Raw genomic sequence first — 14,465 nt, forward strand, 5'->3', positions numbered from 1 at the left:
GCGATGCGCCGCTCAGATCGGTCTTTGACTGAAACCCTTAGGGAGTCTTGTTCTTCGTGTCACCCAATTGGCTGACCGGCACCGTCTCCTTGAAAGTGTGCGTGACGTAGGGGAACGGTATCTCGATATTCGCTTCATCGAGCGCGGCCTTGATTGCGCGAACGACTTTGTCCTTGCTTTCCCAACCGGCGCGCGGCGTCGATCCCGCCCACCACCGGACGAGAAAATCGACCGAGCTCGAATTGAATTCCTGCGCGAAGATATCGATGCCCTTGCTCGCCAGGACGTCCTCGACTTCCTCGACTGCGCGGCGGATCACGTCGGCCGCATGGTCCAGCTGCGTATCATAGGATACGCCCACCACTACTTCGTGACGGCGCTGGTCGACATCCGTGAAGATTTCGACAGGGTTCTTGAAAAGGATCGAATTCGGCACGACGGTCAATTCGCCGGAAAGCTTGCGAACGTGCGTCTCACGCAATGTAATGTGCTCGACCTTGCCGGTGATCCCCTCGCATTCGATAATGTCACCGATGCGCATTTTCTCGCGCACCATGATGAGTACACCGGCCAGGAAATTCTCAAAAATATCCTGAAAAGCGAAACCGATTGCCACGGCGCCGATACCCAAGCCGGCAAGCAGGCTGGCAGGGGTCAGATCCGGCATGACGACTACTGCGGCGATGAAAAGGCCGATCAGCCAAATGCCCAGCTTCACCAAAGTGTCGATAAGGTTCTTGAGGCTCGCGCGAATTTCCGTTCGGCCGACGATCATGTCGGAGATTTTCACCGCGAAACGCGCGATAATCCACGTAAGAAGCAGAATGAACAGGGCGATGGCGAGGCTGGGAAGGCTTTCGACGAAGCCTTCGGCCATCTCCTGCAGCTGGTCGCGCAGCGTGCCTATGTAATTCACGTCTCGGAAACTCCCTTTGGGAGCGAACGCAATCGCAGCATAAAGGGTTCCGCTCGGTCGTTTTCGAGCGACCGTGCCTTACTTGGACCCGTGCTCCTCGCGGGCGATCTGGTGCAGCCAATCGGCATGGCGCGGCGCTTTTTTCGTCTCGCTCCATTCCTCTAGCATGAGCGGTGCGACACGCTTGAGCTCCGCATATTGCTCGTCGGTTCCGATATCCGCAGCGAGTTCGACGCGGTGGCCATTGGGATCGAAGAAATAGATCGATTTGAAAATGCCATGGTGAGTCGGGCCAAGCACGTCGATGCCGAGGCTTTCGACATGATCCTTCGCAGCCAGCAGCTCGTCTTCGCTGTTCACACGAAAGGCGAGGTGCTGCACCCATGCAGGCGTGTTCTCGTCGCGGCCCATGTCCTTCTGGTTGGGCAGTTCGAAGAAGGCAAGGATGTTGCCGTTACCCGCGTCGAGGAAGACGTGCATATAGGGATCGTACTCGCCGGTCGAAGGCACGTGATCCTCGGCGAAGGCCGTGGTGTAATCCATGCCTAGCACCTTGCCGTACCATTCGACGGTCTCCTTGGCGTCCTTGCAGCGATATGCGGCGTGGTGGACACCGCCGAGCTTGACGGGATGGCTGCCAATATCGCTCATTCTGCAGGCTCCGCTTCGACCGACTTAGCTTCCTCGACACTCAGCACGCCGCGCTTGATCTGGTCGCGCTCCATGCTTTCGAAGAGCGCCTTGAAATTGCCTTCGCCGAAGCCTTCGTCGCCCTTGCGCTGAATGAATTCGAAGAACACCGGTCCGACCTGCGCTTCTGCGAAGATCTGCAGCAGCAGGCGCGGCGAGCCGCCTTCGGTGGTGCCATCGAGCAGAATGCCGCGCATCTTGAGTTCGTTAACGTCTTCGCCGTGGTTCGGCAGACGTTCCGCAAGCATTTCGTAATAGGTTTCGGGCGGCGCCGTCATGAAGGGCACGCCGAGATCCTTGAGGTTGTCCCAGCACTTCACGAGGTCGTCGCAGATGAGGGCGATGTGCTGAATGCCCTCGCCGTTGAACTCCTTCAGGAATTCCTCGATCTGGCCTTTGCCGCCTTCGCCTTCCTCGTTGAGCGGGATGCGGATCTTGCCATCGGGAGCGGTGAGCGCCTTCGAAGTGAGTCCCGTATATTCGCCCTTGATGTCGAAGAAGCGAATTTCCCGGAAGTTGAAGAGGGTCTCGTAGTAATCCGCCCAGTACTTCATGCGGCCGTTGTAGACATTGTGCGTGAGGTGATCGATGACGTTGAAGCCGGCGCCCTTGGGGAATTTTTCGACGCCATCGAGATACTCGAAATCGATGTCGTAGATCGAGAGGCCATCGCCGTTCTCATCGGCATAGCGGTCGATCAAGTACACGATCGCGCCACCAATGCCGCGGATAGCCGGAATGCGAAGCTCCATCGGACCGGTGTCCACCGATACGGGTTCTGCACCGCGTTCGAGCAGTTCGTCGTACGCCTCGCGCGCGTCGCGGACACGGAAACCCATGCCGCAGGCCGATGGGCCATGCTCGCGGGCGAAGAACCAAGCGGCACTGCGCGGTTCGTAGTTGAGGATCAGATTGATCCCGCCCTGGCGCCACAGATGCACGTCCTTCGACCGGTGCGTGGCGACGTGGGTAAATCCCATCGCTTCGAAAACCGGCTCGACAACACCTTTTTCCGGTGCGCAAAATTCGACGAATTCGAAGCCGTCGAGGCCGATGGGGTTTTCGAAAAGATCGGGCATTTGTGTCCTCGGTTCTGGCTTGGTTGCAATGGAAACTAGTTACATCTGATACCGCTTCGTGTCAAGGTTCGAACTGAGCAGCCCCCATGCGGTTCCGCCGCGCGCAATATGTCTTGCGCCCAGACATTAACTGTGATTCTGTACAGCCATGGTGAGAACGCGACCAGTGGCTGGCATCAAGGCAGGGCGGGCACGCCAGCATGGCGCACTTGCGGCACTCCTGCTGATGGGTGGGATCGCGATTGCCGGGCCTGCCGGTCTCCTTGCATGGAGTGAGAACCTGCGTCTCCTCGATCAGCGCAAGGCGCAGCTTGCCGAACTGGACCAGGAGCGTGCCGCGCTCCAGAATCGTGTGGCCCTACTTCATCAGGATCGCGCAGACCCCGACATGGTGGGCGAATTGCTGCGCAGTCAGTTGAACGTCGTCCACCCCGACGAGGTAGTCATCAAGCTCGAAGACTGATCCCGCGGAATTCATCCATTTCGTAAGGGTTTTCGTATGCACATGCGAGCCCCCCGTTGCGCCGCGCATCCTGCTGTGCCTATAGGCTGAGCGCATATTCCTCCCCGGAAGAACAAGGATTGGATGTCTTGGCCAAAGCTCCCAAGGGTAAGAAGACCAAAACGAAATCACCTGCCGAGGACCAGGATTTCGTCCTTCATTCGCTGCAGGAAGCGCTGGAGAAGAAGCGGCGCTTCGATGCGAGCGAAGAGCAATTGCTGCATTTTTACGAGCAAATGCTGCTCATCCGGCGGTTCGAGGAGCGGGCGGGCCAGCTTTACGGGCTCGGCCTGATCGGTGGATTCTGCCATCTCTACATCGGCCAGGAAGCGGTGGCCGTCGGCCTGCAATCGGCGCTGACCGAAGGGCTCGACAGCGTCATCACCGGCTATCGCGACCATGGCCACATGCTGGCCTATGGCATCGATCCCAAGGTCATCATGGCCGAACTGACCGGGCGCGAAGCGGGCATCTCGAAAGGCAAGGGTGGCTCGATGCACATGTTCAGCACCGAGCATAAATTCTACGGCGGGCATGGCATCGTCGGTGCTCAGGTCTCGCTCGGCGGAGGCCTGGCGCTCGCGCATCAGTACAATGACGATGGCGGTCTGTGCCTCGCCTATTTCGGTGACGGTGCCGCGAACCAGGGGCAGGTCTACGAAACCATGAACATGGCGGCCTTGTGGAAGCTGCCGATCGTGTTCGTGGTGGAGAACAACCAGTATGCGATGGGAACCGCTGTCGGCCGCAGTTCAGCCGAAACGGAATTCTACCGCCGCGGCACAGCCTTCCGTATCCCTGGGATGGATGTAAACGGAATGGACGTGCTCGAGGTGCGCCAGGCGGCGGAGATCGCTTTCGCTCATGTTCGCGAAGGCAAGGGGCCGGTGCTGATGGAATGCAACACCTATCGCTATCGTGGACATTCGATGTCCGATCCGGCGAAGTACCGCACGCGAGAAGAAGTGCAGGACGTGCGCGAACACAAGGACCCGATCGAAGGGCTGAAGAAGCTGCTGCTCGAACAGGGCAAGAGCGAAGACGACTTGAAGGCGATCGACAAGGATATCCGCAAGATCGTGAGCGAGGCGGCTGATTTCGCCGAGAATTCGCCGGAGCCGGAGCCGGGAGAACTCTACACCGATGTGCTGGTGGAGGAGTATTGAGCGATGGCTATCGAACTTAAGATGCCGGCGCTCTCGCCCACTATGGAAGAAGGGACGCTCGCCAAGTGGCTCAAGCAGGAAGGTGACGAGATCGTCGCCGGCGATATCATCGCGGAGATCGAGACCGACAAGGCGACGATGGAATTCGAGGCGGTCGACGAAGGCACTCTCGGCAAGATCCTGGTCGAAGAAGGCACCGAGGGCGTGAAGGTCGGCACTGTCATCGCCATGCTTGCGGGTGAGGGCGAGGATGCCTCCGCAATCGAGGCTCCTGCTGCGTCCAACGAGATTGAAGACGTGCCGGGCGAGGGAAAGGATGTCGGGCGCGAGCCGAGTGAAGCGGAAATTACCAAGCCCAAGGCCCGGACCGACGTGCGCGATCCCGAAGTACCTGAGGGCACGAGTTTTACTGCGACCAGCGTTCGCGAGGCGCTCCGCGACGGCATGGCCGAGGAAATGCGCCGCGACGATCGCGTCTTCGTAATGGGCGAGGAGGTTGCCGAGTATCAGGGCGCGTACAAGGTCACCCAGGGACTGCTCGACGAATTCGGGCCGAAGCGCGTCATCGACACGCCCATCACCGAATACGGCTTCGCGGGTATCGGCACGGGCGCGGCAATGGGCGGCCTTCGCCCGATCGTCGAGTTCATGACGTTCAACTTCGCGATGCAGGCGATCGACCACATCATCAATTCGGCCGCCAAGACCAATTACATGTCGGGCGGCCAGATGCGTTGTCCGGTCGTTTTCCGCGGCCCCAATGGCGCGGCCAGTCGGGTAGCAGCCCAGCACAGTCAGAATTTCGGGCCCTGGTACGCCAGCGTGCCCGGACTGATTGTCATCGCGCCCTACGACAGTGCGGATGCAAAGGGTCTGATGAAAGCAGCCATTCGCAGCGAGGATCCAGTTGTCTTCCTTGAGAATGAACTCGTTTACGGGCGCAGCTTCGACGTTCCCGACATGGACGACTACGTCCTTCCGATCGGCAAGGCACGGATCATGCGCGAGGGATCCGATGTCACCATCGTCGCCTACTCGATTGCCGTCGGCCTCGCGCTAGAGGCCGCCGATGAGCTCGCGGGCGAGGGGATTAATGCCGAAGTCATCGATTTGCGCACATTGCGCCCGCTCGACAAGGAGGCCGTGCTGGCTTCGCTGGCGAAAACCAATCGTCTCGTGATCGCTGAGGAAGGCTGGCCGACCTGTTCGATCGCGTCGGAAATCATCGCGATCTGCATGGAAGATGGCTTCGACCATCTCGATGCGCCGGTGACACGGGTTTGCGATGAGGACGTGCCGCTGCCCTATGCGGCAAATCTCGAGAAGCTGGCGCTGATCGACACTCCGCGGATTGTCGATGCCGTGAAGAAGGTGTGCTACCGAGACTGATCGGGCGCCAGCGTTCGGCATAAGCAGGCCCGCGCCACATTGGCGTGGGCCTTTCTGCTTCCAAGAGCATCTGTGCATCGAATTCTTATCATGCGCGATGCCAATTGGTTACGACGGGAGACTCCGCGGGCCGCGAAATCCGCGCGAATGCGCCATTTATCAGGTTAAGCGGATGCGCGATTTTATCCTTCCTTAACCCTGACGGTTTACGCGCTTCTCACATCTCAATGTCACAAGGCAGGCTCTGCAAAAGCCAGGATGTGGTGCAATGATCGATCGTATGAAGAATCTGCTCCGTGATGTCCGCGAGGACAAGCGCGGCAATGTGCTCACATTGATGGGCCTTTCCATGATCCCGATGATCGGCACGCTCGGCCTTGCCGTCGACGTGGCGCAATGGATCAGCTGGAAGCGCGACCTGCGCAGCGCCGCTGACTCTGCAGCGATGGCTGGCGGTGTCGCATTGAAGAATGGCGGCGACGGCGACGCGGTAAACGCTGCGGTACGCAACATTCTCGGTCGCAACCAGCAGCGCTCTTATAAGATCGACACGGTCGAATGGCCGCCCAGCGTAGGCAAATTCGCGGGCGACAAGAGCATGGTACGCGTCGTCCTCTCGACGCAGAACAAGCTTCCGTTCTCCAGCTTGTTTTTAAAGACGCCTCCCGTCGTATCGGTCGAGGCGATCGCCCAAGCATCGAGCGAAGTCGCGAACTGCATGATTGCGCTCTCGCCGACCGGGTTCGGACTTTCCATTACCGGGTCTGCGTCGGTCGATATGAACTGTGGACTCCAGTCCAACGGGAATTTCGACGCGACATCCAGCGACATGATCCGCGCCGGCGCGTTGTCAGCTGTTGGCTACGTCAACGAAGGCAATCGGATCACCAGCGATACGCGCATCAACACTGGGGTTGGCGCCGAAACTGACCCGTTCGCAAACAAAATCTCTGATCCAAACGAAAAGTGCAATAATTCAGAAAACGTCAAAGGCTCGGCGACATTGTCTCCCGGTTGCTACAAAGGGATTCGGGTCAATAGCAAGGCCCATGTGACGCTACTTCCGGGCACATATTACATCGGCTCTGGGGGCCTAGTCATAAACGCCCAAGCCACCGTTATCGGCAAGGGCGTAACGATCGTTTACACCAATACCGACAATACCTTTAACGCATCGGCCATCGGCACTGCTTCGATCAATGGCTCGTCGACGGTCCAGCTCACGGCACCCGAAACAGGGCCATACGCGGGCATTATCATGCACCAGGACAGTCGGACCCCCGCTGGAAACAAGAGCGGACTTAGCATCAATGGCAATAATGACTCGGAATTCGAGGGCGCCATTTATGCTCCCAGCAACGACGTGCATTTCAGTGGCAACAGCAGCATGAAAACGGACTGTCTGCAGATCGTTGCGCAGTACATCACCTTCACCGGCAACACCTCGGTTGCTAACACTTGCAAGCCGGGTCGCGGTGTCGTCTCGTTCGCCGGGTCAAAAGTTCTGAGGCTCCGCCAATGATTGCGCAAACTCTTCGCAAGCTTGCGACCAATCGACGTGGCACCGCCACCATCGAATTGGCCGTCGCCACGCCGCTTCTACTCATGATGTCGCTCGCCGGTATCGACGGGGCTCTGGGCTACGTGCATCGACTGCAAGTGCAGCAATATGCGCAGATCGGTGCAGACTATGTCATGTCGCGAATGGAAGAAGTTCCGTCGAACGTAGAGATCAAAGCCCGTGTGAATGAGGGTAGCGGCGTCGATATGAGCAAGATCAAGGTCGATCGCTGGATCGAATGCAATGGATCTAAAAACAGTCTCGCCGCGTGCGTCAACGCCGGTTTCAGCTACACGCAATATGTTTCGGTCGAGGTGTCGCAGGACTACGACCCGGTTTTCAGCATCGAAAAATACGCCGATTTCGTGAAGAAACATACGTCCACCGGCCGGGTAACATTGCAGATCCCATGATGAAACGCCTTCTTCTCCTTCGCCGCGACCGCAAGGGTGCCGCTGCCGTGGAATTCGGCCTCGCCTTTCCGGTCGCCATGACCCTGATACTGGCGGTGATGAATTTCGGCATCTACCTCTATTTTACCAACTCGATGTCCGCGGCGATCGACACGACCGCGCGCTCGGCGATCCTGTGGCCGACACCCAACGACAGCCAATTGCAGACCAATTTCGAAAACTCGTTGCTGACAGCGAAAAGCTTCGGGTCGGCGAAATTGACTGTCACTCATGGGGTCTCGGGTGATGGACGCAAGTACGTAGATCTCGAAGGCACGGGCAGCTACAAAATCAACCTGGTGTTCCTGAACCTGGGTTCGGTCCCGGTGAAATCGACGCGCAGGGCTTTCGTACAGACCTGATCCACGGCAAAGGGTTCGGCAATGCCTCGCGTGTTGCCGAACCGATGATCACCGAAGACCTGCCACCCGAGGCGATGGTCGCGCTGGGCTATGCGCCGCGCGCGCATCGCAGTCTCTTCGAACTGTTTCTGTCCCTGGATCGCAATCTCGCCCGGTCGGTGGCAGGTGCGAGCGAACCCATCGTGGGCCAGCTGCGACTTGCCTGGTGGCGCGATGCCTTGGGTTCCGACGATGGCACTCTCCCTGCTGGCAATCCGCTGCTCGACGCAATTGCCGCCTCCTTTGGAAGCGAACGTCGATCGCTGGCGAAACTGGTCGATGGCTGGGAGGCTTTTCTTCTCGCAGACCCGGTCGACGGGGACGGAGCCCAAGCCTTTGCGGCAGGCCGTGCGGCAGGATGGCTGGCCGTGGCGCGCAAGTGCGCTGTGCATGCAGACACAGAGGCAATCGAAGTCGCTGCTCGGCGCTGGGCCTTGGCCGAACTCGCCGATAACATCGATAGCGCGGCCGGTCGCGACACGATCATGACCGCAGCGGACCATTTGACAGGACCGACAGTCGCATTGCCCAGAGAGCTTCGCCCACTAGCGGTGCTCGACGCATTGGCGCGACGGGCGATTGCGCGGGGGGGCGGGCCATTGCTGGCCGATCGCGGCAGCGCTCTGGTGGCATTGCGTGCAGGGCTGCTAGGCCGCTAGAGGGCGACCAGGAAATGGGGGGTCAATGAAGGGCGTAGTTCTCGGGAGTGTCGTAAGCCTGGCTTTGGCGGGCGTCGGCCTGTTCTGGTGGCAGGGTCGCGCCGAGATCGAGCAGGGCGCCCCTCCGCCGCTCGCTGTCGAAGCCGAGCCTGCATTGCCAGACTTGCCGCCGGTAGATCCCGGCGAGGCTATCGGACCGGAACCGCCCGAGGCGACCGAACTTACGCGCGAGCAGCGCCGCTTCTTCCGCTACGATCGCAATCGCAACTGGCGCATCACGCGCACCGAAATGCTATCGACACGCTCTGACGCCTTCCGGAAACTGGACAAGGACGGAAACAATCTGCTCGATTTCGAGGAGTGGGCCGTGGCGACGGTCGACAAGTTCGAAGGGGCCGACGCGAATGGCGACAACGAACTGACGCCAGGCGAATTCGCAACCACGGCCCCGAAACCGCGCAAGAAACGCAGCTGCGACTGTTAGGCGTCCGCGAGTTCGCGCTCGTTGATCCATTTGCCGAGATCTGCTTTGGCACGCGAAGTATATGCCTCTTTGCGCTGCTTTTTTCCGACCTTGGGGAGGGGTGGGAAGAGACCGAAGTTTACATTCATCGGCTGATAGCTGTCGGCCTCGGCATCCCCGGTTATGTGGGCGAGTAAGGCACCAAAGGCGGTAGTGCGCGGCGGGGCAGTCCACGTCGTCCCGGACAGTTCGGCAGCGGCCATCAATCCGGCCATCAGGCCGACCGCGGAACTTTCGACATAGCCTTCGCACCCGGTGACCTGTCCGGCGAAGCGGATATGCTCTGCCCCCTTCAGGCGTAGCTGGCGGTCGAGCACGAGAGGCGAATTGAGGAAGGTATTGCGGTGCAATCCGCCAAGCCGCGCAAATTCGGCATTCTCGAGGCCCGGGATCGTGCGGAACAGTTCGACCTGAGCACCGTATTTCAGCTTCGTCTGGAAGCCGACCATGTTCCAGAGCGTGCCGAGCCTGTTGTCCTGACGCAGCTGGACGACCGCATAAGGCCAGCGCCCCTGCGGAAACTCTTCCGAGGTGTCGAAGGGATTATCCAGTCCGACGCCTTTCATCGGACCATACCGCAATGTCTCCACGCCGCGGGCGGCCATGACCTCTATAGGCATGCAGCCTTCAAAATAGGGCGTGTCCTTCTCCCATTCGCGGAACTCGGTTTTCTCGCCCTCAATCAGTCCTTGGTGAAAGGCGAGATACTGCTCCTTTGTCATGGGGCAATTGATGTAATCGCCATCCTCGTTGGAGGCCTCGGTACGCTTGTTCCAGCGCGACTGAATCCAGCACTTCGACATGTCGATGCTATCGCGATGGACGATCGGAGCGATGGCATCGAAAAAGGCCAACCGATCCTGTCCCGTCGCCTTGACGATGCTTTCGGCGAGCGCTTGTGCAGTGAGCGGGCCAGTGGCGACGATAGTGGGTCCGGTCTCGGGCAGAGCATCGATCCGTTCGCGCACAACGGTCACATTGGGATGCTCCATCAGGGTACGCTGAACCTCGGCCGAGAACACGTCGCGGTCGACTGCCATGGCGGACCCGGCAGGCACGCGCGATTTCTCGCCCGCGCGCATAATCAAGCTGTCCAGCTGGCGCATCTCGTAATGGAGCAGGCCCACAGCATTCTTGTCGCTATCGTCCGAGCGGAAGCTGTTTGAACACACGAGTTCTGCAAGGCCGTCGGTCTGGTGGGCAGGGGTCATATCGCCCCCGCCGCGCATCTCGGACAGGCGGACCTTGAATCCGCGTTGCGCCAACTGCCAGCTCGCCTCGCTGCCGGCGAGGCCACCGCCGATAATGTGGATATCGTGGGTCATCGCGTGCCCTGTAGAGCTTGCCTCCCTGTCCCATCAAGGCCTAGCGAAACGCCATGGCCCACAAAGCTCTCGCCGAACACCGCCCGTGGCTGCTGCTGAGCTTGCTCGCCGCAACGACGTATTTCTTCGTGATGGACGATCCGCTCGGGGGCACCTGGTTGATGATCTGGAAGGGTGCAGGTGTCGCACTCCTGGCGGTATATGCCGCGGCCCGGGCGCATGGACCGAATGGCTTGCTCATCGCGCTGGTCATGGCCTTCGGTGCGGCAGGAGACGTCGCGCTCGAAATAAGCTACCTCATCGGAGGCGGTCTTTTCGCGGTCGGGCATTGTCTTGCCATCGTTTTGTATCTGCGGAACCGGCGGGTGCAGCTTACGGGCAGTCAAGGCGCTGCCGCATTGGCGTTATTGGCGCTGGCGCCGCTCATCGCTGCTTCGCTGACCTATCCGCTCCCCAACTGGATGCTTGCGACCGCGTATAGCTTTCTTGTTGCAGCGATGGCTGCTGCTGCCTGGACAAGTCGCTTTCCACGCTATCGAGTCGGATTGGGTGCGGTCATGTTCGTTGCCAGCGACCTGCTGATCTTTGCCCGCGAGGCGGGAGCGCTCTCACCATTCGTTGGCGAGTGGCTTATCTGGCCGCTGTATTATGGTGGCCAGTTCCTGATTGCCACGGGAGTCGTACAGACCCTGAGAGGTCGTATCTTCGCTCACTGAAATGGGAGCCGAGAGGCGTCAGCCCCCCGGCTCTCCGTCAATATTCTTGTCGGAATGCGCCGTCGTATGGGGCGTCGTCTGCTCCAGACCGCCGCGTGCCGCGATCTCGTCGGCCACCCTTTCTTCAGCTTCGTTTTCCGGCTCTTCAGTCTCGTCGATCAGCGCCGCTCCGACGATCCGCTCATTCTTGGCGACCTTGAAGATCCGCACGCCGGAGGAGGTGCGACCCGAGATCGAATAGCCCTCGTGGTTCTCGAAGCCTCCTTCGAGCAGATGGCGGAAATCGATCGGTAGACGGATCAACTTGGCCTGATCGGTCACGAGCATCAATTGCGATCCGTGCTTGACCGGAAAGCTGCCAACCACCGGGCCGTTGCGATCGGGATTGCTCGAAGGCTCCCCGATATTGGTGAGGCCCTGGCCGCCGCGCCCGATCGTACGATACTCGTATGCGGAGGAGATCTTGCCGTAGCCGCGTTCGGTCAGCGTCAGGATGAATTCCTCGCACTCCTCCATCGCGGCGACCTTGTCCGCGTCGAGCGTAGCGTCCGCATCGTTGTTCTTCCAGACTGCGGCTCGCAAATAGGCATCCCGGATCTCAGTGTCGCGTTCGCAGGCGTCGAGCACCGCCATCGAGACGACTTTGGCGCCGTCCTTCAGTGTCATGCCGCGCACGCCAATGCCGGTGCGGCTCTTCGTCTCACGCGCATCCGTTGCAGCGAAGCGGATTGCCTTGCCGGAGTCCGATGCGAGAAAGATCTCCTGATCCTCGCTCAGCAGCTCGACCCCGATGAGGCGATCCCCACTGCCTTCCACGAAGCCCATTGCATATTTGCCGTTCGACGGAACGTTGGTGAAAGCATCCATGGAGTTTCGTCGAACCATTCCTTGTTCGGTCGCGAACACGATGTTTAGTGTGCTCCACTCGTTCTCATCCTCGGGCAGGGGCAGCACATTGGTGACGCGTTCCTCGTCTCCCAGCGGAAGCAGGTTGACCATCGGGCGGCCCTTGGTGGTTGGCCCGCCCTCAGGCAGTTTCCACACCTTCAACCGATAGACGCGTCCCGTATTGGTGAAGAAAAGTACCGGGTTGTGCGTCGAAGTTACGAACATTTCGACGACCGCATCTTCCTCCTTGGTCGCCATCGAGCTGCGACCCTTGCCGCCGCGTGCCTGGGCACGAAATGTCTGAAGCGGTGTTCGTTTGATGTATCCGCCATGCGTAACGGTGACGACCATCTCCTCGCGTTCGATCAGGTCCTCGTCCTCGATCCCGTCCCACGCAGGGGCGATCTCGGTGATTCGCGGGGTCGCGTAACTGGCGCGGATTTCTTCCAGCTCCTCGCGCATGACACCGTAGAGCTTCGCTCGATCCGCAAGGATCGAGAGATATTCCTCGATGGCGACGCTCAGTTCCTTCAGTTCGTCGCCGATCTCGTCGCGGCCCAGCGCGGTCAGGCGGTGTAGGCGCAGGTCGAGGATGGCTTTCACTTGCCGCTCTGACAGGCGATATGTGCCGCCAGCCTGTTCGTCGTTTGGCTCGATGGCCTCGACCAAGGCGATATACTGCGCGATGTCGCCGATCGGCCATTCCTTGGCGAGCAGCTTGGCCCGCGCGTCGGCCGGATTGGACGAGCCGCGGATCATTGCCACGACTTCGTCGAGGTTGGAAACGGCGACGACGAGGCCCAGCAAGATATGCGCGCGTTCGCGGGCTTTGTTAAGCTCGAACTTGGTGCGCCGGGTGATGACTTCCTCGCGGAAGCCGATGAAAGCCTGAATAAATTCGCGCAGCGTCAGCGTTTCCGGGCGACCGCCGCGGATGGCCAGCATGTTTGCCGGGAAGCTTGCCTGTGCGGGGGTGTAGCGCCAGATCTGGTTGAGCACGACCTCGGGCGAGGCATCCCGCTTGAGGTCCACCACGACGCGCACGCCTTCGCGCGAGCTTTCATCGCGGATGTCGGAAATACCCTCGATCCGCTTTTCCTTCGCCGCCTCGGCAATCTTCTCGACCAGAGAGCTCTTCCCGACCTGATAGGGGATCGAAGTGAGCACGATCGAACGCCGGTCGCCGCGCTTCTCCTCGAATTCGTGCCGGGCTCGCATGAGGATCGAGCCGCGACCCGTGGTGTAGGCAGATCGCGCACCCGATTTTCCAAGGATGAGTGGTGCAGTCGGAAAATCGGGGCCGGGGATGATCTCGAACAATTCCTCGCTAGTGATCGCGGGGTTGTCCATGAAGGCGAAGCAGCCGTCGATCACTTCGCCGAGGTTATGCGGAGGGATATTGGTGGCCATGCCAACGGCAATGCCGCCGGCACCGTTGACGAGCAGGTTCGGAAAGCGCGCAGGGAGCACCGTCGGCTCTTGGCGGGACCCGTCGTAATTGTCCGCAAAGTCTACGGTGTCCTTGTCGAGATCATCGAGGAGGGCATTCGCCACGCGGGCAAGACGTGCTTCGGTGTAGCGCATCGAGGCTGGCGGATCAGGGTCCATCGAACCGAAGTTCCCCTGGCCGTCGACCAGCGGGACCCGCAGCGACCAGTCCTGCGTCATGCGGGCAAGCGCATCGTAGATCGCGGCGTCGCCGTGCGGGTGGTAATTACCCATCACGTCGCCCACAATCTTTGCGCTCTTGCGATAGGGCCGTCCGGCGACGAAGCCGCCTTCCTGGCTGGCGAAGAGGATGCGGCGGTGGACCGGCTTGAGCCCGTCGCGCACATCGGGCAGGGCGCGGCTGACGATCACGCTCATCGCGTAATCGAGATAGCTCGTTTTCATTTCATCGACGATGTCGATGCGCGTGTAGTCGCCTCCATCAAAGGGAGGGGGATTCAGGACTTCGGTTTCGTCGGACAAGACAGCTTTTCCGTTCTGCGAACTTGCTATGTTCTGATTGAGCCGAGGGTAGGCCAAAGCGACCATTGGCGCCACTCGCACCGGGGAACATCGGACCCTTTGAGGCGCTTTTTCCACATATGGGTGTTGGATCGCGTCTTTGCAGGCTTAACGGCAAGCGCGGGCCCTATTCAAAACCCGTTCAGACCGCTTTGTCTATAAGAATTTGCAATGAGAGCGCACACACG

Annotated in this window: 14 protein-coding genes; 9 read left to right on the plus strand and 5 right to left on the minus strand. The window is 59.9% G+C overall.

Translation table 11 applies throughout. From position 1 onward, the window contains the following. Window positions 1–37: 37 nt before the first annotated feature. From P8Q88_RS04980 to hppD, 3 genes are all read right to left on the minus strand, one after another. On the minus strand, window positions 38–916 hold the full coding sequence (locus tag P8Q88_RS04980; RefSeq protein WP_278322711.1) for a mechanosensitive ion channel family protein: 879 nt from the start codon (window positions 914–916) through the stop codon (window positions 38–40). Window positions 917–994: 78 nt separating this feature from the next. After that, a complete protein-coding gene (locus tag P8Q88_RS04985; protein ID WP_278322712.1) occupies window positions 995–1,567 on the minus strand; it encodes a VOC family protein in 573 nt (190 codons plus the stop codon). Continuing rightward, window positions 1,564–2,685, minus strand: a complete 1,122-nt coding sequence (gene hppD / locus P8Q88_RS04990) for a 4-hydroxyphenylpyruvate dioxygenase (RefSeq protein WP_278322713.1) — start codon at window positions 2,683–2,685, stop codon at window positions 1,564–1,566. Before hppD ends, P8Q88_RS04985 begins: the two co-directional genes overlap by 4 nt. A gap of 148 nt (window positions 2,686–2,833) precedes the next feature. Between hppD and P8Q88_RS04995 the strand changes: the two genes are divergently transcribed. The 8 genes from P8Q88_RS04995 (at window position 2,834) to P8Q88_RS05030 (ending at window position 9,299) form a co-directional block, all read left to right on the plus strand. Next, complete coding sequence (locus P8Q88_RS04995; protein ID WP_446532531.1) at window positions 2,834–3,148, plus strand: FtsB family cell division protein; 315 nt, start codon at window positions 2,834–2,836, stop codon at window positions 3,146–3,148. 128 nt (window positions 3,149–3,276) lie between these two features. Next, window positions 3,277–4,353 (plus strand): pyruvate dehydrogenase (acetyl-transferring) E1 component subunit alpha, encoded by a 1,077-nt coding sequence (gene pdhA / locus P8Q88_RS05000; protein ID WP_278322714.1) that lies wholly within the window; start codon window positions 3,277–3,279, stop codon window positions 4,351–4,353. 3 nt (window positions 4,354–4,356) lie between these two features. Continuing rightward, a complete protein-coding gene (locus P8Q88_RS05005) occupies window positions 4,357–5,742 on the plus strand; it encodes a pyruvate dehydrogenase complex E1 component subunit beta (protein WP_278322715.1) in 1,386 nt (461 codons plus the stop codon). Window positions 5,743–6,010: 268 nt separating this feature from the next. Continuing rightward, on the plus strand, window positions 6,011–7,264 hold the full coding sequence (locus P8Q88_RS05010) for a pilus assembly protein TadG-related protein (protein ID WP_278322716.1): 1,254 nt from the start codon (window positions 6,011–6,013) through the stop codon (window positions 7,262–7,264). Then, window positions 7,261–7,716 (plus strand): TadE/TadG family type IV pilus assembly protein, encoded by a 456-nt coding sequence (locus tag P8Q88_RS05015; protein ID WP_278322717.1) that lies wholly within the window; start codon window positions 7,261–7,263, stop codon window positions 7,714–7,716. The genes P8Q88_RS05010 and P8Q88_RS05015 overlap by 4 nt, the downstream gene beginning before the upstream one ends. Next, window positions 7,716–8,117 carry a TadE family protein gene (locus P8Q88_RS05020; protein ID WP_278322718.1) on the plus strand — a complete coding sequence of 134 codons (402 nt, stop codon included), beginning with the start codon at window positions 7,716–7,718 and terminating at the stop codon, window positions 8,115–8,117. Before P8Q88_RS05015 ends, P8Q88_RS05020 begins: the two co-directional genes overlap by 1 nt. A 44-nt stretch (window positions 8,118–8,161) precedes the next feature. Beyond that, window positions 8,162–8,815, plus strand: coding sequence for a hypothetical protein (locus P8Q88_RS05025; RefSeq protein WP_278322719.1), 654 nt, complete (start codon window positions 8,162–8,164; stop codon window positions 8,813–8,815). 25 nt (window positions 8,816–8,840) lie between these two features. Further along, window positions 8,841–9,299 carry an EF-hand domain-containing protein gene (locus tag P8Q88_RS05030; RefSeq protein ID WP_278322720.1) on the plus strand — a complete coding sequence of 153 codons (459 nt, stop codon included), beginning with the start codon at window positions 8,841–8,843 and terminating at the stop codon, window positions 9,297–9,299. On the opposite strand, the gene trmFO is transcribed toward P8Q88_RS05030, so the two are convergent. Continuing rightward, on the minus strand, window positions 9,296–10,663 hold the full coding sequence (gene trmFO / locus P8Q88_RS05035) for a methylenetetrahydrofolate--tRNA-(uracil(54)-C(5))-methyltransferase (FADH(2)-oxidizing) TrmFO (protein ID WP_278322721.1): 1,368 nt from the start codon (window positions 10,661–10,663) through the stop codon (window positions 9,296–9,298). The genes P8Q88_RS05030 and trmFO overlap by 4 nt on opposite strands. A gap of 53 nt (window positions 10,664–10,716) precedes the next feature. Between trmFO and P8Q88_RS05040 the strand changes: the two genes are divergently transcribed. Continuing rightward, window positions 10,717–11,379, plus strand: coding sequence for a lysoplasmalogenase family protein (locus P8Q88_RS05040; RefSeq protein ID WP_278322722.1), 663 nt, complete (start codon window positions 10,717–10,719; stop codon window positions 11,377–11,379). Between the two features lie 18 nt (window positions 11,380–11,397). On the opposite strand, the gene gyrA is transcribed toward P8Q88_RS05040, so the two are convergent. Then, window positions 11,398–14,238, minus strand: coding sequence for a DNA gyrase subunit A (gene gyrA / locus P8Q88_RS05045; RefSeq protein WP_278322723.1), 2,841 nt, complete (start codon window positions 14,236–14,238; stop codon window positions 11,398–11,400). Window positions 14,239–14,465: the final 227 nt, after the last annotated feature.

This window comes from Qipengyuania marincola, assembly GCF_029688625.1.
Taxonomy (GTDB): Bacteria; Pseudomonadota; Alphaproteobacteria; order Sphingomonadales; family Sphingomonadaceae; genus Qipengyuania.